Source organism: Paractinoplanes deccanensis, from assembly GCF_016862115.1.
In the GTDB taxonomy this organism is placed as follows: domain Bacteria; phylum Actinomycetota; class Actinomycetes; order Mycobacteriales; family Micromonosporaceae; genus Actinoplanes; species Actinoplanes deccanensis.
Map to the genome: position 1 here is coordinate 1 of NZ_BOMI01000115.1, position 25,929 is coordinate 25,929.

Consider the following 25,929-nt stretch of genomic DNA (forward strand, 5'->3'; position numbering starts at 1 on the left):
CCATGCGCCTAGGTCAAGGACGCGCCGGCGTGGCTCAGGCGCGCAGGTAGCGCAGGACGGCCAGCACGCGGCGGTGGTCGGAGCGGTCGTGCGGCAGGTCGAGCTTGGTGAAGATGGCCGTGACGTGCTTTTCGACGCTGCGTTCGGCCAGGTGGAGGGCCTCGGCGATGGCGACGTTGGAGCGGCCCTCGGCGAGCAGGCCGAGGATCTCCCGTTCGCGGGTGGAGAGCCGGGCCAGGCCCGCGTCGGCCGCCGGGGCGGCGAGCAGGTGGCGCACCACCTCGGGGTCGAGGGCCGTGCCGCCGGCGGCGACCCGGCGCAGCGCCTCGACGAAGTCGCCGGTGCTGACGATCCGGTCCTTGAGCAGGTAGCCGACGTGGCCGCTGTGTTCGGAGAGCAGGCGGCGGGCGTAGCTCGTCTCGATCCACTGCGAGAAGACGAGCACCGCCACCCGGGGGTGGTCGGCGCGGATCGTCAGCGCCGCGCGCAGGCCCTCGTCGGTGTGTGTCGGTGGCATTCGCACGTCCACCACCGCCGCGTCCGGCTGTGCGGCGGCGACCGCGTCGAGCAGTGCCGGCGCGTTGTCCACCGCGGCGGCGACCTCGATGCCGTGTTCGCGGAACAGCAGCGCGATGCCGTCGCGCAGCAGCGGGTTGTCCTCGGCTATGACGACGCGCATCTCACTCCCGGGGGACGGTCAGGGTGACGGTGGTGGGTCCGCCCACCGGCGAGCTGACGTGCAGGCGGCCGTCGAGGGCCTCGATGCGGCGGGCCAGTCCGCTGAGGCCGGTGCCGCCCGCATCGGTGGCCGCCCCGCCGCGGCCGTCGTCGTGCACGACCAGCGTGAGCCGGTCGTCCTCCTCGCGCAGGCGGATCTCGGCTCGGGTGGCGCGCGCGTGCCGGGCGATGTTGGTGAGCAGTTCCGCCGCGGCGAAGTAGAGCGCCGACGCGGTGGCGCCGGGCGGAGGCGTGCGCAGGTCCACGGTGACCGACGCGGGCACGGCGCTGCGGCCGGCCAGCGTGCTCAGCGCCACGCCGATACCGTCGTCGAGGGCCGGCGGGTGCATGCCGCGCACGATGTCGCGCAGCTCGGCCAGCGCCTCGGTCACGGTGCGCCGTGCGTCGGCGGCGACCTCCCGCACCGGTTGCTCGCTGGTGCGGTGCTCGATGCGCGACAAGGCCACGCCGAGCGCCACCAGCCGGGCCTGGGTGCCGTCGTGCAGGTCGCGTTCGACGCGGCGGAGCAGGGCCGCGGAGTCCTCGCGCAGGGCCGTGCGCGCCGCCTCCAACTCGGCGATGCGCCGGGCGGCCGCGGTCGGCTGGAGCAGGCCCCGTACCAGCAGACGGTCGACGGCGACGGTGAGGCGCACGAGCCACGGCGCGGCGAGCAGCAACAGCAGGCCCAGGGCGGCCTTGCCCCAGGTCTGCGGCCACGTGTGCGCGTCTGCGCCGAGCCCTCCGGGGTCGATGAACCACCAGGCCGGGTAGGTCGCCGCCGCCAGGCCGCTGCCGAGGGCGATCGCCGTGCCGTACGCGCCCGTGTAAAAGACCGGAAAGCTCAGGAAGCAGTACGCCAATGCGCGCCACGCCGTCGCGTCGCCGAAGAGTGCGAGGAATCGGCCCCACCCGGTCGGCGCCCGCAGCGGCTGCGGATCGGGCCAGTCCCAGCCGAGGATGCGGCGGGCCGGGACGCGTAGCCAGCGCGACGCGCGGCGGGCCAGCACGAGCACGGCGGCGAGCAGCACGAGCCCCAGGACCAGCACGGACAGGGCACACGCGACGATGCCGAGCAGCGCGAGCGCGAACGCCGGAAGCCGGAGCGCCGCCGCGACGAGCACGTACAGCAGCTCCCGCCACGTGCGGCGGCTCGCCCAGACCCGCAGCAGGATCACCCGGCCACCTCGATCGGCGGCCGGCGCAGCCCGGCCGCGGCCGGCGCGACCATACCCGCGAAGACCAGGGCGGCGGCCGCCGTGACACCGGCCACCAGCCAGGACACCGGCAGCCACGGGCGCCACGTGCCGAGCGCGGTGTGCAGGAGCGGCAGGAGGGTCGTCGCGGCCACCACCGCCCCGGCCGCCAGCGCTGTGCTCGTCACGATCAGAGCCTCGCAGACAACGACCGCCAGTGTGCGCCCGCGGGTGCCGCCGGCCAGCCGCATGACGGCCAGGTCGCGCCGCCGCGCGTGCATGACGGTCAGCAAGGTGTTCACCGCCGCGATCGCCGCGAACGCGGTGTAGGCGCCGGTTCCGGAATACTCCAGCCAGCGGTCGGCGGACGGCGTCGCGACGCCGGTGACGTGCGCGACGGTGGTGCCCCGCACGATCGTGAACGCCGCGAAGGCCACCGCCAGGGTGAGCGGCACCAGGGCGCCCGACAGCGACCGGGCATGGGCGGTCACCGAGTCCGCCGCCAGGGTGCCGATCGGGCCGAGCCGCCGGGCCACGAGCGCCGCGGCGCGCAACAGCACCGGCCCGAGCAGGCCCGTCCCGACGCACATGGCGAGCATGACGAAGAGCCCCGCCTGGTCGGCCGTCGCGGCGTCGAGGTCGCTGATCACCACGGCGAGAGCGACGCCGCCGGCGACGAGGAGCAGGCCCAGTGGCGTACGCACGCGGCCCGTGCCCCGCCGCGGCACCGCCGCCTCCGTCAGCGCCACCGCGGGCCGCAGCCGCGACGGCCGGATCGCCGCGGCCATCGCGCCGAGCAGGGAGGTGCCGACCGTCACCGCGTACGCGATCGGCACCGTGCCGCCGTGCACCCGGAAGGCGACGCCGGCCGGCACCACCCCGCTGCCGGCGAGCCCGTGCAGCCACGCCTGCCCGGCCAGCAGCCCCAGCGGGATGCCGAAGGCCGTGGCGGGCAGCGCGACCAGGACGGCCTGCGCGGCGATCGCCCGCCGGACCCGCCCCGGGGTGGCGCCGACCGTGCGTGTCAGGGCGATGTCGCGGGCCTGGCCGGCGATGGCGGTGCCCATGGTGACGCCGACGATGAGCACCGCGAGGTAGACCGACGAGATGGTGAAGATGAGCCCGATGTCCGCGACGTCGCTGTCGCCCAGCCGGGCGCCGTCGAAGGAGGCCACCAGGCACAGCCCGGTCGTGACGAGCGCGGCGGCGAGGGCCTGCGTGGCGGCCGGGCCGAGGAAGGCCCAGGGGTTCGCCCGCAGCGCCTGGCGGATCACGCGGCCACCGCCGAGACGCCGCGCAGCCGCTCGGCGATCTCCGCCGCGCCCGGCGCCGCCCGGTCGTCCGCCACGGCCCCCTCGCGCAGCAGCACCAGACGGTCGCTCCACGCGGCGGCGGCCGGGTCGTGCGTCACCATCAGGACGGTCACCCCGTCGCGGTCCGCCGCCGTGCGCAGCAACCCGAGGATCTGCGATCCGGTCGCCGGGTCCAGCGCGCCCGTCGGCTCGTCCGCGAAGATCACCGCCGGCGCCGTGACCAGCGCCCGGGCCACCGCGACCCGCTGCCGCTGCCCGCCGGAGAGCTCGCCCACCGGGCGCTCGCCGAGCCCGCCCAGCCCCACCTGGCCGAGCACCTCGTCGACGGTGCGGGCGCGCGGCCCGCCGAGGCGCACCGGCAGGGCCACGTTCTGCCGGACCGTCAGCTCGGAGAGCAGGTTGTACGACTGAAAGACGAACCCGGCCCGATCGCGCCGCAGCCGGGTGAGCCGCGCCTCCCGCATCCGGGTGATGTCCTGCCCGGCGAGCCGCACCCGCCCGCCCGTCGGCCGGTCCAGCCCGGCGGCACAGTGCAGCAGGGTGCTCTTGCCCGATCCGGTCGCGCCCATGACGGCGGCGAACTGCCCGGCCGGTACGTCCAGCGACACGTCCCGCAGCGCGCACACGCCCCGGGGATAGCGCCGCGACACCGCGTCCAGCGAGATCACGAAGTCCATGTGTCCACTCTGGCCACCGGCCGGCCCGGGCACATCCGTGCGAGCCGTCCCCGCGAGGTGCGGTTACCCGCACCCGTGCGGCGTCAGCGGGCCGTCGTGCTCAGGGCGGCGGCCAGCTGGCGGCGGCCGCTCACGCCGAGGCGGGGGTAGATGCGGTAGAGGTGGGCGCCCACGGTGCGGTGCGAGATGAACAGGCGCTGGCCTATCTCGCGGTTCGTCAGGCCCTCGGCGGCCAGTGCGGCGATCTGCATCTCCTGGGCGGACAGCTTGTCGCTCAGGTTCTCGTGGCGGCGGCCGCTGGACTCGCCGGTGGCCCGGAGCTGGTCGCGGGCCAGCTCGGCCCAGGGGCGGGCGCCGAGGCGGTCGAACTCGTCGCGGGCGGTGCGCAGCGGGGCTCGCGCGTCGAGCTGGCGACGCTGGCGGCGCAACCAGCGGCCATGGTTGAGGTGCAGGCGGGCGCGGACGAGCTGGAGCGAGGCGGGCAGGGTGGCGAACGCCTCGGCGTAGCGGTTCTCGGCGTCGTCGTCCGGTGCCAGGACGGCGCTCGTGTACGCGTACGCCATCGTCATCATCTCGGTCGGCAGGCGCCGTGCCAGCGACGGCAGCTCGGCCACCAGCTCGCGGGCCTGCTCGACCGTGCCCGCGGCGAGCGCGGCGTCGGCGAGGTCGGGGGCGACGAGCCAGCGGCTCACCGAGTGGAAGTGCGGGTCGGCCGGGTCGAAGACGCGCGCCAGCTGGTCGTACGCCTCGTCGGCGCGGCCGCCGAACAGCGCGAGCAGGCCCTCCACCTGGAGCGTGATGGATGACGCGAACGGCATGCCCATGAGCAGCGGGTCGGCGCGCAGGTCGCGCACCATCTCCTCGGCCGGGCCGGGCTCGCCGCGGGTCACCGCCACCAGGCCCGCGACCGAGCGCACGCCGAGCGAGACGATCGCCTCGCCGGTCTCCTTCGCCAGCGCGACGCCCTCCGCCGCGTCCGTGCGGGCCTGGTCGAGCTGGCCGAGGTAGTAGCGCGGCCAGGCGCCGGCCAGCGCGCGGGCCAGCAGGCCGAGGCGGCCCTGGGCGCGCCAGATGGCGGCCGCCTGGGCCAGCCAGCGGGTGCTGTGGGTGAAGTCGCCGAAGCCCATCGCGCCGCTGCCGAGGTAGTGCAGGGTGCGGCCGTCGGCGCGGTCGGGGTCGAGCCGGTCGAGGTGGGCGAGCACGTCGGCGCCCCGCTCGTACGGCTGCGCGTAGGCGCGCACGGTCAGCACGACCGGATCGTCCGGGCTCGCGTCCCAGCCGTCCGCGGCGGCGCCGAGCTCGGCGCGCGTGGCCGCGTCGCCGTCCTGGAAGAAGCAGCGGGCCGCGGCCCGCCAGAGCAGGTTGTCGGCGACGTCGCGGGCGCCGGCCGCGGCCGCACCCGAGGCGGCGGTGACCATGTCGTGGATGCGCCGGTGCGGCTCGTCGGGCTCGAACGCGGCGCTGTCGCTGACCAGGAGCAGCCGGGCGCGCTCCACCGGGCCCATCTCGCCCGGATCGGCGCCGGCGAGCAGCGCGCGGGTGCGGCGGCGGTCGCTCAGCTGACCGGACAGCTCGGCGGCGCGCACGAGGATGCCGGTGCGGCGGCGCGGATCCCGTACGAGCGAAGCGGCCTGTTGCAGGGCCGGAACCGCCGCGGCGACCTTGCCCCGCGCCTGGGCCGCGTCGGCGAAGCGCTCGAGCCGGCCGGCCAGCTCCTCGTCGGGGCCGATGGTGGCCGCCGCCTCGTGGAACAACTGCCGGTCGGGCCGGTCGGCGAGGACCGCGGCGAGGGCGCGGTGGGCGGCGAGCCGGTGGGTGACCCGGGCCCGGTTGTAGATCGCCGAGCGCATCAGCGGATGGCGGAACTCGGGCCCGTCGGCGGTCATCGTGACCAGGCCCGCGTCGACCGCCTCCTGGAGCGCGTCGATCGTCACGATCGAGCCGGTGACCTGCCCGGCCGCCTCCAGCAGACGGTCGAGCGGCGCGTGCGGCTCGGCCGCGAGCACGAGCAGCAGCGCCCGGCACGACGGGCTGGTGGAGTCGGTCCGTGCGGCGAACGCCGTCTCGAGGCGCTGCGTGAGCGGCAGGTCGTCGGTGCCGGCCGGCGTCGCCTGCACGGCCTTGGGCAGCTCGATCAGGGCGAGCGGGTTGCCGGCGGCACGGTCGAGGACGAGCGCGCGCAGCCGCGGGGACAGGCCGGGCGCGCCCGCGTCGAGCAGCTCGGCGGAGGCCGGCTCGTCGAGCGGGCCCAGCGCCAGCTCGGGTGTGTAGCCTCTGCCGACCCGCCCGGTGCCCTCGGGCCGGGTCGCGCCGAGCACCAGCAGGGCGTGCCCGTGTGCCCGCCGGGCCACGAAGAGCATCACGTCGCGGCTCGACGGGTCCATCCACTGGACGTCGTCGGCGACCGCCAGCACCGGCCGCTCGGTGGCGGCCTCGGCGAGCAGCTCGAGCACGGCCAGGCCGACCCGGTAGACGTCGGGCTCGGCGTCGTCGGCGCCGAACGCGACCCGCAGCACCGAGCGGTGCGCGGCCGGCAGCCGGTCGATCTCGGCGAGCAGGGGCTGGAGCAGCAGGTGCAGGGCGGCGAAGGGGAACCAGCGCTCGGCCTCGATGCCGGCGGCCCGCAGCACGGTGAAGCCCCGGACGGTCGCCTCGGCGGCCACGGCGCGCAGCAGGGCTGTCTTGCCGACCCCGGCGGGGCCGTGGATCAGCAGGGCGGTGCCGTTGCCGGCCGCCGCCTCGTCGAGCAGCCCGCGGGCCATGCCGAGCTCGGCATCCCTGCCGATCATGCTCGCCACGCCCGTCACGCGGGTATTTTAAGCCCGCCCGTAGACGAGCCGGGAGATCGCCTCCGTCAAGTCGTCGACGGCCTCGCGCAGCTCGTCGTCGGAGGCGCCGGCGAGCTGCTCGTAGCGGGCGTCGCGGATCGCCGAGATCATCTCGGCCAGCCGGTGGGCCGCGATGGCCGTGGTCGCTGTGCCGGCGGCCTGATCGCGGCGGATCTTCTCGGCGGCGCGCTCGTCGTAGCGGGTCCGGACCCGGCCGACGAACTCGCGCAGCTCCGGCGAGGTGGCCATCGCGCTGGCGGCACACGACAGGATGCCGGCGTTGTCGCGCCACAGCCGCGCCGAGGCGGCGAGCTGCTCACGGAGCAGGCCGGCGGCGGGGCCCTCGGCGTCGAACCAGACGTGCGACGCGGCCAGCTCGTCGCCGACCCGCGCCATCAGCGCGGTCAGCACGGCGGTCTTGGTGGGGAAGTAGAAGTAGAAGCTCGTGCGCGAGATGCCGGCGCCACCGGCCAGATCGTCGATGGTGATCGACTCGTACGGCCGCTCGGTGAACAGGGCTCGAGCGGCCTCGAGGATCGCGGCCTCCCGCAGATCGCCCTTGGACGGGCCGGTGCGGCGCCGTGTTACCTGACTCATGTTTCCGATCATTCCCCATGTGATCATCGACGCGGTGACCACAAAAATCGACACCGCGTCGATAGTGTAGGCGGACGTGACCACACCCCCACGCGCCGCTCGCCCGGGGCTGCTCCTCGTAGCCGCCGCGGCCGCCAGCTTCCTGCTGTCGCTCATCCAGTCCATCCCGGTCCCCGTGCTGCCGCAGATCGCCGCGCAGCTCGGCGCCGACGCGACGACGGTCGGGTGGGTCTCCACGGCGACCCTGCTCGCCGCCTCCGCCTGCACCCCGCTGCTCGGCCGGCTCGGACACGTCCTCGGCGTCAAGCCGGTCTTCGTGGCCACGCTCGTCGTCACCCTCGCCGGCAGCGTGCTCGCCGCCACGGTCCACGACATCGGCTGGCTGATCGTCGCCCGCGTCCTGCAGGGCACCAGCTTCGCGCTCTTCCCGCTCGGCATCAGCCTGCTGCGTCACGAGCTGCCGCCGAGCAAGCTCACCCACAGCATGGCCGTGGTCGCCTCGACCCTCGGCGTCGGCGGCGGTGTGGCGCTGGTCGCCTCCGGCCTGCTCACCCAGGGCGACGCCGACTACCGGCGCATCTTCTGGCTCTGCGTGGCGATGAGCGCGGTCGCCCTGGCGCTCGCCCTCACCCTGCCCCGGCGTGCCGGAGCGGGCGGCCGGGTGGACTTCGTCGGCGCGGCGGTCCTCTCCGCCGGACTCGTGAGCCTGCTGCTGCCGATCTCGCAGGGGCACACCTGGGGCTGGGGGTCGGCCCGCGTGCTGCTGCTCTTCGCCGCCGCCGTCGTGATCCTGGTCGGCTTCTACTTCCTCGAACGCCGTACGGCGGCCCCGCTCGTCTCCGTCGAGATGCTGCGCCACCGTCCGATCCTGGTGACCAACCTGGCGGCCATGTCGGTCGGCTTCGCGATGTTCGCGCTCCAGCTCGCCACCAGCTACTTCGTGCAGAGCCCGGCCGCGTACACCGGCTTCGGCTTCAGCGCGACAGTGCTCGAGACGAGCCTCGTCTTCCTGCTGCCGGGCGCGGCGGCCAGCGTCGTGATCGGCCCCCTCGCGGGCGTGCTGGTCGGCAAGCTCGGCCCGCGCGTCGTTCTCGCCCTCGCCTGCGGCATCGGCGCGCTCGGCATGGCCTCGCTGACCTTCCTGCATGACAACAAGGTGGAGACGATCGCGGCGTTCGTCGTGGCCAGCTGCGCCATCGCGATGGCGTACGCGTCGATGCCGGCCCTGCTCGTCAGCCACGTCAAGCCGGCCGAGACGGGCATCGCCAACTCGGTCAACTCCATCATGCGCACGGTCGGCGGCACGATCGGCAGCGCGCTGGTCATCACGATCCTCGCCGGCCAGACCAAGCACGTCGGCGCGGCGGCTTTGCCGACCGAGAACGCGTTCCGCATCAGCTACGCGCTCGGCGCCGTGGTCTTCGCGATCGGCGCGGCCCTGGTGCTGTTCTTCCTCGCGAGCGACCGCCCGGCGGCCAAGCACCGCGCGCCGGCGGCGGCACCGGAGCTCGTCGAGGCCTGAGGCCGGTGTCGGGCATCTGATCCTCCGCGGCCGTGGATCGCCGCGGTCCGGCGGGCCTAGCCTGGCGGGATGGAGAGCCCGGACTGGAAAGGGCCGCTGGGCGTGGCCTTCGACCACGCCGCGGCCTACCTCGGCGGGCTGCCGGGTCGCCCGGTGCGGCCGGTGGCCTCGCTGGCGCAGATGCGAGCGGCGCTGGGCGGCCCGCTCCAGAAAGAGTCGCTCCGGCCGGAAAAGGTGGTGGCGGACCTGGTGGCGGCGGCCGAGCCGGGCGTGATGGCGTCGTCGAGCGGCCGCTTCTTCGGCTTCGTGGTCGGCGGGGCCACGCCGGCGGCGCTCGCGGCGGATTGGCTCACGTCGACCTGGGACCAGAACGCCGGGCTGTACGTGCTGGGCCCGGCCGCGAGCGTGGTGGAGGAGACCGCGGGGGCCTGGCTGATCGACCTGCTCGGGCTGCCCGCGCGGTCGTCTGTCGGCTATGTCACGGGCGGCCAGATGGCCAACTTCACGGCGCTCGCCATCGCGGTCCGTGCGGTCCTGCGGCGCGAGGGCTGGGACGTGGACGCGGACGGGCTGTGGGGCGCGCCGCGCGTGCGCGTCATCGTGGGGGAGGGGCGCCACGGCACGATCGACCGGGCGCTGCGCCAGCTCGGCATGGGCACCGGTTCGCTGGTCACGGTCGCGATGGACGGCCAGGGCCGGATCGTCCCGGCCGCGTTGGCGCGGGCCCTGGCGGCGGAGGACGCCCCGACGATCGTCTGCGCCCAGGCGGGCAACGTGAACACCGGCGCCATCGACCCGATCTACGAAATTTCGGAAATGTCCGGAGTGGGAACCCAATGGGGGGCGGCTGCTGGGGCGAGCGGGGGCGGTGTCGGGTCGGGCGGTGTCAGGTCGGGCGGTGTCGGGCCGGGCGGTGTCGGGCTCGGAAGCGGGCGGCGGGGTGGCGCCGGACGGCGTGCGGCCTGGCTGCATGTTGATGGGGCCTTCGGGCTGTGGGCGGCGGCGAGCCCCCGGCTGCGGCCGCTGCTGGCGGGGATCGAGCGGGCCGACTCGTGGGCCACTGACGCGCACAAATGGCTGAATGTGCCGTACGACTCGGGGCTGGTGATCTGTGCCCATCCGGAGGCGCACCGCGCCGCGATGGGGGTGCGGGCGAGCTATCTCATGCACGCCGAGCAGGGGGAGCGGGACGCGCTCGACTACAACCCCGAGCATTCGCGGCGGGCGCGCGGGTTCGCGGTCTACGCGGCGATGCGCCAGCTCGGCCGGGACGGGATCGCGGAGCTGGTCGAACGGTCGTGCGCGCTCGCCCGCCGCTTCGCCGAGCGGCTGTCGGCCGCCGGTGCCGAGGTGCTCAACGAGGTCGTGCTCAATCAGGTGCTGGTGCGCCTCGGCGACGACGACACGACCCAGCGGGCCCTGCGCCGCCTCCAGGACGAGGGGACGGCCTGGATGAGCGGCACCACCTGGAACGGCGCCGCGGCCATCCGCGTCTCCGTGTCGAACTGGTCGACCGACGAGGCGGACGTCGACCGCACCGTGGACGCCGTCATGGCGGCCCGCGGCTGAGACGCGGCACCCTCTCCGCTGCGAGTCGGCGCCCGCGGCGGAGAGACCCGCGCCCGTGAGCCGCGTCAGAGGGAGGCGTTGTCCAGGGCCCTCGTGGCCAGGGCGCGGCCCAGGGCGACCATGTCGGCGGCGCGGTGGAAGTCCATGACGCGGCAGGCGTTGACCGGCACGGCGATGTGGACGTCCGGCGGCAGGCCGGCCATCCGGTAGCGCGCGATCATGTCCTGCATGGCGTCCAGCGACGAGCCGAGGACGTCGGCGATGCGCAGGTTGGCGGGGAGCGGCACGGGATCGGCGGCACTCGGCCGGCTACTCGAGCCGCCTCTAACCGACATTTCCGAAATGTCGGTTAGGGTGCCGGGGGTGCCGGGGGTGCCGGCACTGCCGGGGAGGCCGGCACTGCCGGTGCCGGTGCCAGTGCCGGTGCCGGTGCCAGTGCCGGTGCCAGTGCCAGTGCGGCCGGTGGGCAGGCCGGCGGGCTCGGTACCGCGGCCGTCGCTGGGCAGGGCGGCGGCCGCCGCGCCGGGCAGGTCGAGCGGTGCCGCGGGGGGTGTGCCCGGCAGGTCGAGGGGCATGTCGACGGGCCCGTCGATGGCGTCGAGGGGGGCTTCGGCGGGGGCCGCGCGGCCGTTTCTGGTGTGGAAGACGTGGCGGAGGCGCTCGCGCCAGTCCTCGTACCAGTGTGGGGCCGCAGCCGCCCGCACCGGGGCCGCCGATTCGCCCTGGGGGCGTGGGGCCTGCAACGAGACGGCGATGGTCAGATCGGCGCCCGAGGCCGCGGTCGGCTCGATGGGTACGGGGTTGAGCAGTCCGCCGTCGGCGAGCAGGCGACCGTTGATCACGACGGGGGTGATCAGGCCGGGGATCGCGATGGAGGCCCGGATCGCCGAGCGGAGCAGGCCGCGCTGGAACCACACCTCGCGCCGGGCGTTGATGTCGGTCGCCACCGCCGTGTACGGGATCGGCAGGTGCTCGATCTCGGCGTCGGCGAGGAAGTCGTTCAGGTGGTTGATCAGCCGATCCGCGGCCATCGCGCCGGGCAGCGCCCACTTCGGGTCGATCAGGCGCAGGATGTCGCGCTGCTTGAGCCGCACCGCCCAGTCCGTGAACTCCTTGAGCCGCCCGGTGGCCATCACCCCGCCGACCAGCGCGCCCATCGACGACCCCGCCACCGAGCAGACCTCGAAGCCACGCTCCTCGAGCACCTGCACGACCCCGATGTGCGCGAACCCCCGAGCACCCCCGGAGCCCAGCGCCAGCGCCACCCGCCGTCCCCCGGACATCCTCAGATGCTATCGGAGCCCGGATCCGCCGCGGCCCGCATCAAGGTCAAGACCTCGGTGTCCAGTTCGCGGGCCACCGCGAACGCCGGTTCACTTCCGTACGGGGCGATCGAGCTTTCCATCGTGTCGTACGCGAGGTGCACCGCGCCGCCGTCCTCCCAGACCAGGATCGACACCGGGGCGTACGAGCCGGCCTCGGGCACGTGGCGGGTCAGGCGCGCCATGGTGAGCGGGTTGCCCGCGATGATCCGTTCGAGGCGGCGCGGCGGCACGCCCGGGAGTTTCGCCAGCGCCGCGCCCTGGTCGAGCGGCAGGAACTGCATGAGACCCGACGGTCCCGCGGCCTCGGCGATCACCTTTTCGAACTCCTCGTACGAGGTCGCGCCGAGCCAGGCACGGGCGGCGGCCGCGATGTCGGGGCGCGAGATCCCCTCGTACAGGCTGGTGAGAACGTCGTCGAACGTACGCCCGGAGGTCAGGGTGATCCGCTCGACGGTCACCCTGCTCCGCGTCTCGTTGTAGGTCATGCCTCGACGCTAGGCAGCCGGGCGGCCGCCTTCATCAGTCATCTGACTCGCCGCGCTTGTCGCGGTCGAGCGCCAGGTCGAGCGCGAGCACGCTGCCGATGATCAGCAGCGGGTCGGCGCCCTCGGCGACCTGCACCGCGTACGTGTCGCGGATGGTCAGCCAGCGCTTGGAGACGGCAGCCACCTCGCGGCCGTCCTGCTCGATGACGTATTCGTGGTCGAGCAGGTTGCCCTTCATCTCCAGGTCGTCCGGGCCCGGCACGTCGATGGTGAACTTGTCGCGGAAGGGCGTGAACAGCTTCTTGCGCACCTCGGCCGCCTTCTCGCCGCCGATCCTGATCTCGTACGTGGGCCGCAGCGCGACCAGGTGGCGGTGGACCGACGCGACCTCGTCGCCGTTCACGTCCTCGATGACGACCCGGTTACGGACGCTGAAGACCTTGCCGTCGACGTGGAACACGCGGTTGCCGTTCTCGTCCTCCACGTCGAAGTCGTCGCCGATGGAGAAGAACCGTTCCTTGATCACATACATGGTTCCAGTGTGCTGCGCGGCCCGCCGCGGCGAAAGCGGGCCGCGCAGCGTCCTCACTAGGGGAGCACCCAGCGCTGGTTGGCGCCGGCGAAGCAGTCCCAGATCTGGAGCCGGGTGCCGTTGGCCGAGCTGTTGTTCGACGCGTCGAGGCACTTGTTGCTGACCGGGTTGAGCAGTGTGCCGTTCGACTGCGACCGCCATTGCTGCGCGCCGGTGCCGTTGCAGTCGTAGATCTGCACGAGCGAGCCGTTCGCGGTGCCCGCGGCGGCCACGTCGAGGCACTTGCCGAGGCCGCGGATCGTGCCGTCGGTGCCGACGGTCCAGTTCTGCGCGGTGGTGCCGTTGCAGTCGTACAGCTGGACGGCCGTGCCGTTGGCGCTGCTCGCGCCGGCGATGTCGACGCACTTGCCGGCGATGCCGGTGATGCGGCCGGTGCGGCCCGACGGCGGCGGGGTGGTCGGGCCGCCACCGCCCATCACGGTCTCGTAGATGGCGCTGACCAGCGAGTTGGCGCCGGTGGCGTCCTGCGAGAGCTCCCAGTTCATGATGCCGCCGGCGTTCGCCAGCGCCCACTGGGTCTTGCGGCGGATCGTCGGCAGGCCGTTGTAGCACTCGCCGGACGGGGTGCAGTCGCGGTTCGCGTTGGCCGGGTCCTGCGCCACCAGCTGGGCGTACGTGAGGTAGCCGGGGCGGCTGTAGAAGGGCACCCCCAGCACGGTCTTCGCCTTGGGCAGGCCGCGGCCCTTCCAGAAGTTGGCGCTGGCGATCGCCCAGTCGTAGTTCGCGTGGGGGCTGCCGCCGTCGTACGCCATGATGTTGAGCCAGTCGACGTAGCCGAAGACCGCGGGCTGGACGCCGTTGGCGGTGGTGCCCTCGCTGACGACCGCGGCGGTGAGCAGCTTGCCCTCGTTGTGCAGCGCGGTGCTGAGCTGCTGCATGAGCGCGGTGTAGTTGTTACCGGAGGTTCCGGGGTCGGGGTACTCCCAGTCGATGTCGACGCCGTCCAGGTTGTACTGGCGGACGGTGCTCATGACGGTGTTGACGAACGTGGTGCGCGTGCCGGAGTTGGCGGCGAGCGACTCGAAGGCCGAGTCGTTGCCGTCGTTCCAGCCGCCGATCGCCAGCGAGACCTTGGTGTTGTTCTGGTGCCCCAGCGTGACGAGCTGCTGGAGCTTGGACGTGTTCTCGATCGGCTGGAGCGTGCCGTTGGCGTTGGGCAGCGCGAACGAGTAGTTGATGTGCGTCAGCTTCGAGTACTGGATGCTGGTGACGCTGCCGGCCCAGGACGGCATGTAGCCGACGCTCTTGAAGCCGTTCGGCAGGACGGCGGCCTCCGAGGTGCCCTGCACAGCGATCGCCGTGATCGTGCCGACCGCGGCGACGGTGAGCGCGGCGGCCGAGGCCGCCCACCTGCTTCTTCTCTTGATGGCCATGGGGATGGCGACCCTTCGTGTCCGGCGCGGGGGAGCGCCGTGGGGATGACTACGGGCGGGGAAATCTTAGGAAGGTTAACTAATATTCGTCAATATAGGACTTCATAAAAGCCCTGAGCCGATGGACAGCGGATGATCTACTAGCGCGGTGAGTGATCTTCGGGAGCTTGTTGTCCGGTGGCAGCGGGGATGGGGAGTCGCGCGCGGACTCCCGGCGGCCGATGATCTCGGCTCGGGGCTGCGGGTCCGGTGCCTTCAGATCGGGCGGGACGTCGAATACGTGGCGCTCGACGGGGTGGCGTCCGTCGCCGGGCTGGCCGGGCTGGTCCGGCGCGAACAGGAAGTAACGTGGCTGACCGTGCCGACCGTCGAGCCCGGCCGGGCGGCCGCGGCGATCGAGGCGGCCGGGCTGGTGGTGCTCAAGCGCTCGGAGAAGCTCATGACGGTCGAGCTGGGCGAGCAGCCGCGCAGCGCGCCGCCGCCGGGCTATCGGGTCGAGTCGCGCGTCGAGGACTCGGTCGTCCGGGTGGAGGTGCTCGACCGCGAGGGCGACGTGGGCGCGCGGGGCACCATGGGCGTCGTGGGGGACGACGGCATCGCCGACCGGATCGAGACGCTGCCCGCCCACCGGCGCCGCGGGCTGGGCAGCGCCGTCATGAGCGCGCTCGCCGAGGCCGCGCCGGCCCGGCACGGGCTGCTCATCGCCAGCGAGGACGGCCAGCGCCTCTACGCGAGGCTCGGCTGGCGGACGGTCGCCGATGTGCTGATCGCGTCGACGCCCGGCGTCACGTACCCGGAGTGACCCCGTACCGGATGATGGTCCTGAGCCGCTCGGGGGCCGTGCGCCGAGGGTCGCTCAGGTAGATCTCGTGATGGCGGCCGGTCACCTCGCGGCCGTGCTCCCGGGCGAAGGCGAGCAGGCGGCCGATCGCGGCGGTCTCCCGGTTGTATGGGCCCACGTGCAGGACCTGCACCGACGGCCCCTCCTCGAAGGTCTCCAGCCGCACGCCCGCGGGCATCTCGACCGGCGACGGGGGCGCGCCCAGCGGCAGGAGCAGCATCATGGTCCATTTCCAGCCGGTACGGTCGCCGAGCCCGTCGCCGACGTCCGTCCACAACCCCTCCAGCGGCGGCACCTTGTACACCTCGCCGCGCGCCTTGAAGACGGCGCGGATGCGGTACGCCGTGCGGTACAAGCGCTGCACCGCGTCCACATAGGCCGGTCCATTGGGGTCGCCGGCACCGTCGACCATCAGGTAGGCCAGCGCCGGCACGTCGACGAAAGCCGGCGATGTCCTCGCCGTGAAGAGCGTCACGACTCCTCCTCGACAGCAACCACGAGCCGCGTGACGAGCTGATCGGGCTCCGTCCCGAAGGCACCGACCGCGATGTGCATCTCGCCGCCCAGATCGGCCGGGAATAGGCCCCACCGCGGCACCAGCCCCGCCCGCACCAGCCGCGCGGCGCAGGCTCCGACCGCCGCGCCGAGCTCCTCCTCGGTGGCCGTCGCGCGGTGGCCGGGTCGACCGCCGCGGGCTTGAGCAGCCCCACCTCGTCGTAGTGGCGCAGCTGTTTGACGCTCAGCCGGCAGAGCCGCGCGAAGCTTCCGATGGTGAGCAGCACCGCCTCATCCTGAACCCTCCCACAAGGGCAGGGTCAAATCCGGGCCACCGCGTCGAGGATGGTGCCGGCGACCTCGGCCGGGCGCGAGACGGGCAGGGCGTGCGAGGCGCCGGGGACCTCGTGGACGCCCTTGGCGCCGGCGCGGTCGGCCATGAAACGGTGCAGCGCCGGCGGCACCGCGCGGTCGGCGTCGCCGAAGACGAACCAGGACGGTGTCAACCGCCAGGCCGGGGTGGCCGCGAGCAGACCGGTGGCGAGGGCGGCCTGCGTGACGGGCCGCTGGGTCGCGCCCATGACGGTGGCGCGCTCGGCGGGCAGGTCGGCGGCGAAGTGCTCGTGGAAGGCCTCCGGGCGGACGGCGTGCTCGACGCCGCCGGCGGTGAGGTGGTAGGAGGTGAGGGCCGTGCCGAGCCTGCTGCCGGGGAACTTCGCGGTCAGGGCGAGCGCGGACTCGCCCTGGTCGGGCGCGAAGGCGCTCACGTAGACCAGGGCCGCGACCGTGGGCAGGCGGGCCGCCGCCTCGGTGACGACCATGCCGCCGTAGGCGTGGCCGGCCAGCACCACCCGCGTGCCGAGGCCGGCGACGACGTCGCGGACGTACGAGGCGTCGCCCGCGAGGCTGCGCAGGGGATTGGCGACGGCGACCACCGGCACGCCGTTCTCCTTGAGGTGTTCGACGACGCCGTTCCAGCTCGCCGATTCGGCGAAGGCTCCGTGCACGAGCACGACGGTCGGTGTCATGGCGCTGTCCTTCCTGGACGTCATTGCCGGCCGGGGTGAGAGGCGGAACGCAGGGCCCGGATCGCCCGCTCGACGGCGCCGGTGGCCGCGGGCGACGCGCGCAGCGCGTTGAGCATCATGAAGTGGGGCGGGGCACCCTCGTAGGTGACGGTCGTCGTGCGGACACCGGCCGCTCGGAGCCTGCCGGCGTAGGCAGCGCCCTCGTCGTCGCCACGCGCGACGACGAACGTCTCCGGCGACCGGGACGGGTCCGCGACCTCGCGGAGGCCGCACGGGTAGTACAGCGACTGGTGGATGAAGGGGATGCCGGTCGCCGACAGCGCGGCCGCCAGGGCGCCGCCGGCCTCGTCGCCCGCGACGGAGATCCGGGCGCCGTCCAGCCCGGCGAACCGGCCCCGCGCCGCGATCCACCGCGCCACGGCGTACGACTGCTCCCAAGCCTCGGCGAAGGCGCCCTCGTGCTCGACGAAGGCGATCGCCACGTGCGCCCCGACGGCGAGCTCCCGCACGAGCCGGTCGTGGGTGCCGGCGTTGCCCATCACGAAGCCGCCGCCGTGCAGGTAGAGAACCGCCGGCAGCACCCGGGTGGCCCCGGGCGGGCGCACGATACGCACCGGCACGTCGCCCACCGTCACCCACGTCTCGTCGACGTCGAGCTTCGGCGCGGGGGCGGCCTGTGCGGCCTCCAGCGCTTGGCGAGCCGAGTCGTCGCCGCGGGCGCGGTCGTCGTTGCGGGTGCGGTCGCCGGGGAGAAGCATCATGCCAGCCGAGACAGGACGGCCGTGGTTTCTGTGACAGAAGCTTGGTGATTGCCGCGGCACGGATCAGGATGGGCAGGTGACGACGGATCTGGACGATGCCACGGCGGTCTTCCTCGGCGTGCGCCCGCGGCTGTTCGGCATCGCCTATCGGATGCTCGGCAGCGCCGGCGAGGCCGAGGACCTGCTCCAGGACGTCTGGCTGCGCTGGCAGGCGTACGACCGCAGCCAGGTCACGAATCCGGCCGCGTTCCTGGCGACCACGACCACCCGGCTCGCCATCAACGAGCTCCAGTCGGCGCGCGCCCGCCGCGAGACGTACGTCGGGCCCTGGCTGCCCGAGCCCGTCGACACGAGCGCCGATCCCTATCTGGGCGCCGAACGAGGCGAGGCGCTGGAATACGCGACCCTGCTGCTGATGGAGAGGCTCAAGCCCGCCGAGCGCGCCGCCTACGTGCTCCGGGAGGCGTTCGACTACCCGTACGCGCAGATCGCCGGCATCCTCCAGACCTCCGAGCCCGCCGTGCGCCAGCTCGTCAGCCGCGCCCGCAAGCACCTGACCGAGTCGCGGCGCACACCGGTGGCCGCCGACGAGCAAAAGAGGCTGCTGGCCGCGTTCCTCGAGGCCTCCCGCGGCGGCGACCTGAGCGCCCTCGAGAAGCTGCTCGCGCCCGGCGTGGTCAGCCTCTCCGACGGCAACGGCGCGCCCGGCGTCGCCCGCCGTCCGGTCGAGGGAGCGCTGCGGGTCGCGAAGTTCATGATGGCGCTCTCCGAGTGGATCTGGGACGGTGCCGAGCTGCGGTGGCTGGCGAGCAACGGCCAGAGCGCGCTGCTCATCCGGCTGGCCGACGGCCGGACGGCCTACCTCACGGCCGGTGCGACGGCGGAGGGCATCGACCGCGTTCTCTGGCAGATGGTTCCCGAAAAACTGTCACAAACGCTGGGGTGATCCGGTCTAAGGGGTGACTGCGAGAGAAACAGAGGACCCCATGCGGACGATCCTGGTGGTGGGCGGCGGCTATGCCGGCTTCTACACGGCGTGGAAGCTGGAGAAGAAGCTCCGCCGTGACGAAGCGCGCGTCGTCGTGGTCGACCCTCGTCCCTACATGACCTACCAGCCGTTCCTCCCCGAGGTCGTGGCCGGCTCCGTCGAGGCCCGTCACGCCGCCGTGTCGATGCGCCGCCACCTCACCAAGACCAGGATCATCGCCGGTACGGTGGTGAAGGTCGACCACGCGCACAAGACGGCCACGATCCGCCCCGCCGAGGGACCCGAGTACGCGTTCCCGTACGACATCATCGCCGTCACCGCGGGCGCCGTGACGCGCAAGCTCGACATCCCCGGCGTCACCGAGCACGCGATCGGCATGAAGCACGTCGAGGAGGCCGTGGCCATCCGCGACCGCCTGCTGACGAACTTCGACCGCGCCGCCACGCTCCCGCCCGGCCCGCAGCGCCGCCGGCTGCTGACCGTCACCTTCGTCGGCGGCGGCTTCTCGGGTGTGGAGGGCTTCGGCGAGCTGCTGTCGCTGGCGACCGCGCTGGCCCGCAGATATCCCGAGCTCGACCCGGCCGAGCTCTCCTTCCACCTGGTCGAGGCGCGCGGCCGCATCCTGCCCGAGGTGACGGACAAGCCCGGCGAGTGGGTGGTGCGCTCGCTGGAGAAGCGCGGCGCGCACATCCACCTCAACGCGGTGCTCCAGTCGGCCGACGGCGGCCACGTGGTCCTGTCGACCGGCGAGGAGTTCGACTCGGACCTCATCGTGTGGACGGTCGGCAACGCGGCGAGCCCGCTCGTGCGCAACCACACCGACCTGCCGATCGACGGCCGCGGCATGCTGATGGTCCGCGCCGACCTGCGCGTGGGTGACGCGTCGTCGTTCGTGCCGGACGCGTGGGGCGCCGGCGACGACGCGGCCGTGCCCGACCTGGCGCTGGCCGGCGCCAAACCCGGCGCCGCGACGGTGCCGAACGCGCAGCACGCCGTCCGCCAGGGCAAGCTGCTGGCGAGGAACATCGTCGCGAGCCTGCGGGGCCGCGAGCCCAAGCAGTATTTGCACCACAGCCTCGGCGTGGTGGCGACGCTGGGCCTGGGGCGGGGCATCTTCCAGTACAAGGGAATCGTCATCAAGGGCTTCCCGGCGTGGGTGATGCACCGGGGCTATCACGTGCTCGCCGTGCCGAGCTGGGAGCGCAAGGTGCGCGTCCTGCTCGTCTGGGTGACGGCCGCGTTGTTCGGGCGCGACATCGTGTCGCTGGCGTCGGTGCAGCACCCGCGCCGCGCCTTCGTGACGGGCGGCGAGGTGCCGGCCGCGTCCGAGGAGCCGGCCGCGCACGAGGTGCAGGCGGTCTCCGCCGGAGCCTCGCGTGAGCATGCCCCCTCGGCATGACGACGCCGTGCGGAGGTTTCTGGCCGCCTGCCTGACGGGAGACACCGCGGCGCTGGGAGCCGCCCTGCACCAGGACGCCGTCGCCACGTGCGACGGCGGCGGGGCGGTCCTCGCGGCGCTCAATCCTGTGCACGGTGCGGAGAACGTCGCCGCCCTGGTGTCCGTGCTGCTGTGTGTGCCGGGCACCGAGCTCACCCTCGCGGCGGTCAACGGCCGCGCCGGCCTGGCCCTGCGCCGCGCCGGCCGCGCCGAGGCCGTCGTCGCCACCGATTGCGCCGGCGACCTCGTGGCGGCGCTGTGGATAGTGCTCAACCCCGCGAAGCTGTCCCGTTGGCATGTCACCACAGAACATGGTTAACAGCCCTTCGCCGCGCGAACGTTGAGGCACCACGTTCCACAGGGAGTAATCGTGAGAAAAGTTAGCCTCGATTCGCAGAATCTCACCGGCCGGCTGGCCCTCGTCACCGGCGCCAACAGCGGTGTCGGCCTCGGCCTCGCCACCCGCCTGGCCGCCGCCGGCGCCGAAGTGCTCCTCGCCGTCCGCGACACCGCCAAAGGCGAGTCGGCCCTCGTCCGCATCCGTGACGAGGTGCCCGCCGCCAAGCTCTCGCTCCGCCCTCTCGACCTGGCCTCGCTCGAGTCCGTGCACGCCCTCATCGACGGCCTGCTGACCGCGGGGAGGCCCGTCGACATCCTCGTCAACAACGCCGGGGTGATGGCCCCCGCCACGCGGCACACCACCGCCGACGGCCTGGAGCTCCAGTTCGGCACCAACTTCGTCGGCCATGCCGTGCTCACCCAGCGCCTGCTGCCGCTGCTGCGCGAGGCGAAGGCCCGCGTCACCACCGTGACGAGCAGCGCCGCGCGCCAGGGCCGGCTCGACTTCGATGACCTCCAGGCCGAGCGCCGCTATTCGCCGGTCAAGGCGTACAACAACTCCAAGCTGGCCGACCTGCTCCTCGCGCTGGAGCTCGACCGCCGCAGCCGCGCCGAGGGCTGGGGCATCGTCAGCAACGCCGCACACCCCGGCACCACGCTGACCGGCCTCTACGCCGCCGGCCCGAACCTGGGGCGCCCCAAGCCCGCACCCCACGAGGCCGTCATGACCCGGTTGGCGCGCTGGGGAATCCTGGTCCAGGCCGTCCCCCAGGGCGTCCTGCCGATCCTGTACGCGGCCACGAGCCCGCATGCCGAGGGCGGCCGCCTCTACGGCCCCGACGGCTTCGGCCAGTTCACGGGCGGCCCGGCGGAGCTCACCGTCTACAAGTCCGCGCGGGACGAGGCCGCCGCCGCGCGCCTGTGGGACTACGCCGCCGGCGTACCGCAGCGAACGAAGGGCTGAGATGGACCGCGCGAGACTGGCCGAATATCTGCGCACGCGCCGGGAAGCGCTTCAGCCCGAGGATGTGGGGCTTCCGCGCGGGCAGCGGCGGCGGACCCGTGGCCTGCGCCGCGAGGAGGTGGCGGTGCTCAGCGACATGTCGATCGACTACTACAGCCGGCTCGAGCAGCCGCGCGGGCCGCATCCGTCCGAGCAGATGCTCACCGCTCTCGCGCGCGGGCTGCGGCTGTCGATGGAGGAGCGCGACCACCTCTTCGAGCTGGCGGGATATGCGACGCCGCGCCGGTCGGTCGACAGCGAGCACGTGAATCCGGGCATGCTGCGCATCTTCGACGGGCTGGCCGACGCGCCGGCGATGGTTGTGTCCTCACTGGGCGAGACGTTGCTGCAGACGCGGCTCGCGGTGGCGCTGCTGGGCGACGAGAGCATCTACAGCGGGCTCGACCGGAGCAAGCACTACCGCTGGTTCACCGACCCGGCGACACGAGCGCCGCACCCGCGCGAGGAGTGGGACGAGCAGAGCCGGCTGATCGTGGCGGACCTGCTCCAGTCGTACACCCGCGACGGCGCGGACTCGCGGGCCGGCGCTCTGCTCGAGGCGCTGCTGCCGGCCAGCCCGTCGTTCGCGGCGCTGTGGAAGCAGCATCCGGTCGCCGGGCCCTACTGCGGGCCGGTGCGGCTGCTGCACCCGGAGGTCGGGCCGCTGGAGCTGGACTGCCAGCGGCTCCTCGACCCGGACCGGTCGCAGCAGCTCGTCGTCTACACGGCGAAACCCGGCTCCCTCTCCCAGGAACGGCTCCAGCTCCTGTCGATCATCGGCTCGACACCCACTCCTGATAGGTCGTCCTCGTGATGACCGCGCCGTCCCGGGCGATGATGGCGTCGCCGTGCACCGCCGCGAAGAGGCCGGCGCTCTCGTCGACGACGACGGGGCGCCGGTCGCCCTGGAAGGCCAGCGTGATGCGCCCGAGCTCGTCGAGCGGAAAGACCTCGGGGCCGGCGTAGTCGCGCACCCCCATGAGCGGCTCACCGGCCGCGACCTGCGCGACGGCGTTGGCCACCTCGGCCGAGGCCATCGGCTGCACGAGCGTCGACGGCAGGCGCACCGCGGTGTCGTCGGAGGTCCACGACATCACCGCGGTGACGAACTCGAAGAACTGCGTGGCCCGCACGATCGAGTACGGGATCTTCTCCTGCTCGGCGAGCAGCGTCTCCTGGAGCACCTTGGCCCGGTAGTAGGCGAGGTCCGGCACCCGGTCGGCGCCGACGATCGACAGGATGACGATGTGCTCGGTGCCGGCGTCCTCGGCCTCGTCGATCAGGTTCTCCATGGTCTCCCGGAAGAACACCGCGGAGGCGTCGTCGAAGGTCGGCGAGTTCGTCAAGTTGATGACCGTTTGCGCGCCCTTGATGGCCTCCGCGACGCCCTTGCCGCTGCTCAGGTCGACGCCGTTGGAGAGCGAGTAGGGCGCCGCCTCGTGCCCCTGAGCGTTGAGGAGCTTGACGACCTGCGAGCCGATCAGCCCGGTGCCGCCGATGACAGCGATCTTCATGGTCCTGTGCCTTCCGTGGTCGTGTTTCCCCAAGGACCACGGGGCCCGGCCGGATGTGACACCGGCCGGGCCGCGCCTCAGCGGTACCACCTCAGCGAGACCGGCCCGAGCAGCCCGTAACCCTGCCGGGCGGCGATGCCGAACACCTCCGGGCTGGTGGTGCGCAGCCGGTTGAGCAGGGTGGTGGCCACCTCGACCTCGATGGTGTTGCGCCCCGCTCGCAGCGCCACGTCGGCGACCGGCTGGAGCACGTCGATCGGCGGGAGCGGACGGCCGTTCACCCGCACGCGGCAGGTGTCGACCACCTTGCCCAGCGTCAGCAGCGCCCGTCCCGCCTTCTCGGCCGTGACCGTGGTCCGGTAGGTCCCGATGCCCGACACGTCGGCCAGCTCGGGGATGGACGACCACGGCAGCAGCTCGGTGAGCGTCAGCTCGTGCCGGGTCACCCCGCTCGGCTGCCAGTCCTCGACGGACAGCTCCCAGCCGGTCAGGGCGAGCGGCGGGTCCACGAAGGCCCGGACCGGGATGTCCGCGCGGCCCCGCTGGAAGGCGAGCAGCATCGACTGGCCGGGCTGCAACGTCGCCCGCACCCGCACCCGGTTGCCCTCCCGGGTGTACGCCACGCCGGTGCGCTCGCCGGTCCACGCGTCGATCCGCACCGGCACGCTCCACCGGGACGTCGTGGTGAGCCACACGTCCTGGTCGATCGCCGTGATGGTCCGGTTCTCCGCGTGCCGGGCGTTGGCCAGGTAGTAGTAGTCCGCGTCGCCGTCGACCCGGTGCACGGTCATCAGCGACGACCGCTCGTACTCGACGTCGCGCCGGACGCCGAGCGCCTCCAGCGCCGCCGGGATGCCGGTCTGGTCCGCGGCGACGCGGGTCTTCGGCGCCGCCAGCAGGTCCGCGACGATCGGCTTCAGCGGTGCCGGGTGCACGTCCGACCAGTCGCCGACCACGACGACGGGCAGCCCGGCCCGGGCGAGCGCCACGAGCTGGTGCGCCGCCCGTACCGACAGCGTGTGGTCCTTGCCCCGGAAGACGTCGCCGTCGAGGATCAGCGCCTTGTAGCGCGGCGGTCCGAGCCGCCCGTCGCGCACCTTCGCGGCCGGCAGCGCCAGCGACGCCTCGTCGGCGAAGCCGTGCGTCCAGCCGATCGGGATGCCGTCGTTGGTGGCCCACGGCGCGCCGATACCGGTCGCCGTCCACCCCTTCTGCCGGAAGAAGACGAGGTCGGCACGCGCCGTGCCGGTCTGCAGCACCTTCTGGGTGCGGGCGAACCAGCCCGCCACGTCGCCCACGTGCCGCCACGTCGGCTGCCGCGGGCCCCACGCCTCGGCATAGCCGATCCCGTTGCCGTTGTAGGGCGAGAACGCGGCGAACCCGGGCCACGCCGCGCCCGGGGCCTGCTTGTAGGCGAAGCCGTGCAGCACCGCCTGGTTCACGCCGCCGGCGAAGACGCTGCCCATGGTCTGCAGCACCTTGTTCCACGTGGTGCTGTAGGCGCCGTTCGCGTACGCGGCCGACTCGCACGACAGGATCCGCTTGCCGGCCATGTCGCGGGCCGAGGCGAGCACCCGGTAGTCGTCCAGGTTCTTGAAGCCGAGCGATTCGCCCTCGGCCACGTCGAGCAGGGTGGCGCTGCGGATCGCGTCGGTGTTCAGCCCGTACGGCTGGGCCCGCAGCTGGAGCCCGAGCCGGTGCGCGAAATCGCGCAGCGGCACGAGGTGGTGCTCGTGGTAGAGGTCGGACAGCACCTGGTCGGCCGCGTCACGCACGTGGTTCGTGGTGTCGCTGTCGAAGGCGTACAGGAACTTGCCCTTGGGGCGCAGCAGGATGGGCAGCACCGAGAAGAGATCGGTGCCGGTCCGGCGGGTGAACTCCGCGGGGAAGTCCGGCGTCCACAGGGTCCAGTCGGTCTCCAGCTCGATGGAGTCCTCGAAGAGGTCGCCGCCCGCCTCGCGCAGCAGCTGCCGGATCGGCCTTGTGAGCACGAGCCGGTCCCACGTGTCGACGATCGCCCGGGTGCCGGCCGCGCTGAAGTGGTCGACGACGTAGGACGCCGGGACGGTGTGCGGGCCGCCCTCGGGCTCCTGCCCGGATCCGCGCACCTTGTAGGTGAACAGCAGCCACGACCCCTCCGGCACGGTCACCTCGACCTGGCCGCCGGCGGGCGTCAGCGTCCGCACCGAGGCCGGGTCGAGCACGTTGGCCGAGACGAGACGCGCGATCTGCACGGCGAGGACGTCCGGGTCCACCGGCGCGGTGATGCCGCCGGTGAAGGGCGTGACCGTGTGCACGAGCTCCTTGGCGGCGGCCGGGTCGTCCGGCGTGATGCCCGGCACGGCGGCGGGCCAGCTCGGGCCGACGGCGATGTCGATGGTCAGGCCACGCCTCTTCGCCTGGCGCAGCGCCGACTCGACGGCGTCGCGCCACGGCTTGGTGCCCCAGCCGTGCCCCGCGGCGTCGAGGTCGGCGCGGACGCTGTGGTGCACGTCCTGGATCTCCGCGCCGGCGAAGCCCGCGTCGGCCATCTGGTCGATCTCCCGCGCGATCTCGGCCGGGTCGACGAGGCCGTGCGGCCACCACCAGCGGAACTTCGCGCCGGTGTTGCTGGCCTTCAGCGGCGTGGCTTCGGCGGCGGCGGAGGGCCACGGCAGCGCCGCCGCGGCGCCGAGGGCAAGGACGGTACGGCGTTTCATCGGGTGGCCTCCAGCTTGGCGGTGCGGACGGCGCTCGGCCGCAGGGTGACGGGGCCGGCCAGTCCGGACGGCAGGACTTTGTTGCGGGAGTTGGCGAGCGTGTTGGTCACCTGGGCCGCCGGAAGGGTGCCGTCGGTGAGGTGAGGCTGGTCCCGGCCGTCGCGGAGGGCGACACCGTGGGCGGGCGTCCCCAGGACAACGGTGATCGGAGGTGCGGCGGTGACGAGCTTGCGTCGCAAAGCGGCTCCTGTCGCGAAATCGTTTCAACTCACGACGAGCCAGCGGTTCGACTAAAGAACCGCCAAATTCTCGGCGCAAGCAGTGACCAGCGACAATCGCGGGGGAGCGCGATTGTGAAACGTTTTAACACGGTGGTAACGATCACGTTAATATGGCGTCATCAATCACGTCAATAGCCCCGGAATGGATGCGCGCGGCCTGGCCGTGTGTCGGAGGCGTGGCCGCGCTTGACCGGTTCGTCCCGCGCGGCCCTGGCGCCCCAGCTTCCCGCCCAGCGACGCCGCGTCCGGCTTCTCCCTCCAGGCTCATGCCCTGTCAACCCCCACGGCGCTCGGTGGGCGACCCGCGACGGGCCTGGCGGCCGTGCAGGTCGGGTAGCCTGCGGAGTCGCT

General features: G+C 73.3%; 24 protein-coding genes and 1 pseudogene. 8 read left to right on the top strand and 17 right to left on the bottom strand.

The genetic code is table 11. From position 1 onward, the window contains the following. Positions 1-34: 34 nt before the first annotated feature. The 6 genes from Ade02nite_RS28895 to Ade02nite_RS28920 form a co-directional block, all read right to left on the bottom strand. Positions 35-679, bottom strand: a complete 645-nt coding sequence (locus Ade02nite_RS28895) for a response regulator transcription factor (RefSeq protein ID WP_203770786.1) — start codon at positions 677-679, stop codon at positions 35-37. Between the two features lies 1 nt (position 680). Beyond that, positions 681-1,892, bottom strand: a complete 1,212-nt coding sequence (locus Ade02nite_RS28900) for a sensor histidine kinase (RefSeq protein WP_203770788.1) — start codon at positions 1,890-1,892, stop codon at positions 681-683. Beyond that, positions 1,889-3,184, bottom strand: a complete 1,296-nt coding sequence (locus Ade02nite_RS28905) for an FtsX-like permease family protein (protein ID WP_203770790.1) — start codon at positions 3,182-3,184, stop codon at positions 1,889-1,891. Before Ade02nite_RS28905 ends, Ade02nite_RS28900 begins: the two co-directional genes overlap by 4 nt. Continuing rightward, positions 3,181-3,900: an ABC transporter ATP-binding protein gene (locus Ade02nite_RS28910; RefSeq protein ID WP_203770792.1), complete on the bottom strand. Its 720-nt coding sequence runs from the start codon at positions 3,898-3,900 to the stop codon at positions 3,181-3,183. The genes Ade02nite_RS28905 and Ade02nite_RS28910 overlap by 4 nt, the downstream gene beginning before the upstream one ends. A gap of 83 nt (positions 3,901-3,983) precedes the next feature. Beyond that, a complete protein-coding gene (locus Ade02nite_RS28915) occupies positions 3,984-6,707 on the bottom strand; it encodes an ATP-binding protein (RefSeq protein ID WP_239169138.1) in 2,724 nt (907 codons plus the stop codon). Positions 6,708-6,716: 9 nt separating this feature from the next. Continuing rightward, positions 6,717-7,325, bottom strand: coding sequence for a TetR/AcrR family transcriptional regulator (locus Ade02nite_RS28920; protein WP_239169139.1), 609 nt, complete (start codon positions 7,323-7,325; stop codon positions 6,717-6,719). A gap of 76 nt (positions 7,326-7,401) precedes the next feature. Here Ade02nite_RS28920 and Ade02nite_RS28925 point away from each other — a divergent pair, with 76 nt between their 5' ends. Then, the gene (locus Ade02nite_RS28925) at positions 7,402-8,847 is read left to right on the top strand and encodes an MFS transporter (RefSeq protein ID WP_203770794.1); all 1,446 of its coding nucleotides are present in this window, start codon (positions 7,402-7,404) and stop codon (positions 8,845-8,847) included. 69 nt (positions 8,848-8,916) lie between these two features. After that, positions 8,917-10,416 (top strand): pyridoxal phosphate-dependent decarboxylase family protein, encoded by a 1,500-nt coding sequence (locus Ade02nite_RS28930; RefSeq protein WP_203770796.1) that lies wholly within the window; start codon positions 8,917-8,919, stop codon positions 10,414-10,416. Positions 10,417-10,481: 65 nt separating this feature from the next. Here Ade02nite_RS28930 and Ade02nite_RS49660 read toward each other — a convergent pair whose 3' ends face one another. Genes Ade02nite_RS49660 through Ade02nite_RS28950 form a run of 4 tightly spaced genes read right to left on the bottom strand, consistent with a single transcriptional unit; the run spans position 10,482 to position 14,191 of the window. Next, positions 10,482-11,699: a patatin-like phospholipase family protein gene (locus Ade02nite_RS49660; protein ID WP_239169140.1), complete on the bottom strand. Its 1,218-nt coding sequence runs from the start codon at positions 11,697-11,699 to the stop codon at positions 10,482-10,484. 2 nt (positions 11,700-11,701) lie between these two features. Next, positions 11,702-12,226: a DUF302 domain-containing protein gene (locus Ade02nite_RS28940; RefSeq protein ID WP_203770799.1), complete on the bottom strand. Its 525-nt coding sequence runs from the start codon at positions 12,224-12,226 to the stop codon at positions 11,702-11,704. 34 nt (positions 12,227-12,260) lie between these two features. Further along, complete coding sequence (locus Ade02nite_RS28945; protein WP_203770801.1) at positions 12,261-12,758, bottom strand: LURP-one-related/scramblase family protein; 498 nt, start codon at positions 12,756-12,758, stop codon at positions 12,261-12,263. A gap of 56 nt (positions 12,759-12,814) precedes the next feature. Continuing rightward, positions 12,815-14,191 (bottom strand): glycosyl hydrolase family 18 protein, encoded by a 1,377-nt coding sequence (locus Ade02nite_RS28950; protein ID WP_203770803.1) that lies wholly within the window; start codon positions 14,189-14,191, stop codon positions 12,815-12,817. A 148-nt stretch (positions 14,192-14,339) separates the two neighbouring features. Between Ade02nite_RS28950 and Ade02nite_RS28955 the strand changes: the two genes are divergently transcribed. Continuing rightward, the gene (locus tag Ade02nite_RS28955; RefSeq protein ID WP_203770805.1) at positions 14,340-14,993 is read left to right on the top strand and encodes a GNAT family N-acetyltransferase; all 654 of its coding nucleotides are present in this window, start codon (positions 14,340-14,342) and stop codon (positions 14,991-14,993) included. Here Ade02nite_RS28955 and Ade02nite_RS28960 read toward each other — a convergent pair. The 4 genes and pseudogenes from Ade02nite_RS28960 to Ade02nite_RS28975 all read right to left on the bottom strand — a co-directional run bounded on the left by Ade02nite_RS28960 (position 14,977) and on the right by Ade02nite_RS28975 (position 17,316). Beyond that, positions 14,977-15,507: a GyrI-like domain-containing protein gene (locus Ade02nite_RS28960; protein ID WP_203770807.1), complete on the bottom strand. Its 531-nt coding sequence runs from the start codon at positions 15,505-15,507 to the stop codon at positions 14,977-14,979. The genes Ade02nite_RS28955 and Ade02nite_RS28960 overlap by 17 nt on opposite strands. Before the next feature lie 211 nt (positions 15,508-15,718). Next, positions 15,719-15,814 (bottom strand): annotated as a pseudogene (locus tag Ade02nite_RS28965) (MerR family DNA-binding transcriptional regulator); the annotation flags it as partial. A gap of 33 nt (positions 15,815-15,847) precedes the next feature. Beyond that, positions 15,848-16,555, bottom strand: a complete 708-nt coding sequence (locus Ade02nite_RS28970) for an alpha/beta fold hydrolase (protein WP_203770810.1) — start codon at positions 16,553-16,555, stop codon at positions 15,848-15,850. 20 nt (positions 16,556-16,575) lie between these two features. Then, positions 16,576-17,316, bottom strand: coding sequence for an alpha/beta hydrolase (locus Ade02nite_RS28975; protein ID WP_203770812.1), 741 nt, complete (start codon positions 17,314-17,316; stop codon positions 16,576-16,578). A gap of 76 nt (positions 17,317-17,392) precedes the next feature. Here Ade02nite_RS28975 and Ade02nite_RS28980 point away from each other — a divergent pair, with 76 nt between their 5' ends. From Ade02nite_RS28980 to Ade02nite_RS29000, 5 genes are read left to right on the top strand one after another with little or no spacing between them, the layout of a single operon-like run. Then, positions 17,393-18,262: an RNA polymerase sigma-70 factor gene (locus Ade02nite_RS28980; RefSeq protein WP_203770814.1), complete on the top strand. Its 870-nt coding sequence runs from the start codon at positions 17,393-17,395 to the stop codon at positions 18,260-18,262. 40 nt (positions 18,263-18,302) lie between these two features. Then, on the top strand, positions 18,303-19,703 hold the full coding sequence (locus tag Ade02nite_RS28985) for an NAD(P)/FAD-dependent oxidoreductase (protein ID WP_203770816.1): 1,401 nt from the start codon (positions 18,303-18,305) through the stop codon (positions 19,701-19,703). Positions 19,704-19,710: 7 nt separating this feature from the next. Further along, positions 19,711-20,061, top strand: a complete 351-nt coding sequence (locus Ade02nite_RS28990; protein WP_239169141.1) for a sigma-70 family RNA polymerase sigma factor family protein — start codon at positions 19,711-19,713, stop codon at positions 20,059-20,061. A gap of 51 nt (positions 20,062-20,112) precedes the next feature. Beyond that, on the top strand, positions 20,113-21,045 hold the full coding sequence (locus Ade02nite_RS28995; protein WP_203770819.1) for an SDR family oxidoreductase: 933 nt from the start codon (positions 20,113-20,115) through the stop codon (positions 21,043-21,045). Between the two features lies 1 nt (position 21,046). Then, on the top strand, positions 21,047-21,898 hold the full coding sequence (locus Ade02nite_RS29000) for a helix-turn-helix transcriptional regulator (protein WP_203770821.1): 852 nt from the start codon (positions 21,047-21,049) through the stop codon (positions 21,896-21,898). Here the strand turns inward: Ade02nite_RS29000 and Ade02nite_RS29005 are convergent. The 3 genes from Ade02nite_RS29005 to Ade02nite_RS29015 all read right to left on the bottom strand — a co-directional run bounded on the left by Ade02nite_RS29005 (position 21,858) and on the right by Ade02nite_RS29015 (position 25,536). Then, positions 21,858-22,598, bottom strand: coding sequence for an SDR family oxidoreductase (locus tag Ade02nite_RS29005; protein WP_203770823.1), 741 nt, complete (start codon positions 22,596-22,598; stop codon positions 21,858-21,860). The genes Ade02nite_RS29000 and Ade02nite_RS29005 overlap by 41 nt on opposite strands. Positions 22,599-22,675: 77 nt before the next feature. Continuing rightward, complete coding sequence (locus Ade02nite_RS29010; RefSeq protein ID WP_203770825.1) at positions 22,676-25,297, bottom strand: glycosyl hydrolase; 2,622 nt, start codon at positions 25,295-25,297, stop codon at positions 22,676-22,678. Further along, positions 25,294-25,536, bottom strand: coding sequence for a hypothetical protein (locus tag Ade02nite_RS29015; RefSeq protein ID WP_203770827.1), 243 nt, complete (start codon positions 25,534-25,536; stop codon positions 25,294-25,296). Before Ade02nite_RS29015 ends, Ade02nite_RS29010 begins: the two co-directional genes overlap by 4 nt. Positions 25,537-25,929 lie beyond the last annotated feature (393 nt).

Excerpts from the sequence above, each read along its gene's own strand:
- Ade02nite_RS28895 (WP_203770786.1), bottom strand. The coding sequence starts at position 679 with ATGCGCGTCGTCATAGCCGAGGACAACCCGCTGCTGCGCGACGGCATC.
- Ade02nite_RS28910 (WP_203770792.1), bottom strand. The coding sequence starts at position 3,900 with ATGGACTTCGTGATCTCGCTGGACGCGGTGTCGCGGCGCTATCCCCGG.
- Ade02nite_RS28920 (WP_239169139.1), bottom strand. The coding sequence starts at position 7,325 with ATGAGTCAGGTAACACGGCGCCGCACCGGCCCGTCCAAGGGCGATCTG.
- Ade02nite_RS28930 (WP_203770796.1), top strand. The coding sequence starts at position 8,917 with ATGGAGAGCCCGGACTGGAAAGGGCCGCTGGGCGTGGCCTTCGACCAC.
- Ade02nite_RS49660 (WP_239169140.1), bottom strand. The coding sequence starts at position 11,699 with ATGTCCGGGGGACGGCGGGTGGCGCTGGCGCTGGGCTCCGGGGGTGCT.
- Ade02nite_RS28940 (WP_203770799.1), bottom strand. The coding sequence starts at position 12,226 with ATGACCTACAACGAGACGCGGAGCAGGGTGACCGTCGAGCGGATCACC.
- Ade02nite_RS28945 (WP_203770801.1), bottom strand. The coding sequence starts at position 12,758 with ATGTATGTGATCAAGGAACGGTTCTTCTCCATCGGCGACGACTTCGAC.
- Ade02nite_RS28950 (WP_203770803.1), bottom strand. The coding sequence starts at position 14,191 with ATGGCCATCAAGAGAAGAAGCAGGTGGGCGGCCTCGGCCGCCGCGCTC.
- Ade02nite_RS28970 (WP_203770810.1), bottom strand. The coding sequence starts at position 16,555 with ATGACACCGACCGTCGTGCTCGTGCACGGAGCCTTCGCCGAATCGGCG.
- Ade02nite_RS28975 (WP_203770812.1), bottom strand. The coding sequence starts at position 17,316 with ATGATGCTTCTCCCCGGCGACCGCACCCGCAACGACGACCGCGCCCGC.
- Ade02nite_RS28985 (WP_203770816.1), top strand. The coding sequence starts at position 18,303 with ATGCGGACGATCCTGGTGGTGGGCGGCGGCTATGCCGGCTTCTACACG.
- Ade02nite_RS29000 (WP_203770821.1), top strand. The coding sequence starts at position 21,047 with ATGGACCGCGCGAGACTGGCCGAATATCTGCGCACGCGCCGGGAAGCG.
- Ade02nite_RS29005 (WP_203770823.1), bottom strand. The coding sequence starts at position 22,598 with ATGAAGATCGCTGTCATCGGCGGCACCGGGCTGATCGGCTCGCAGGTC.
- Ade02nite_RS29010 (WP_203770825.1), bottom strand. The coding sequence starts at position 25,297 with ATGAAACGCCGTACCGTCCTTGCCCTCGGCGCCGCGGCGGCGCTGCCG.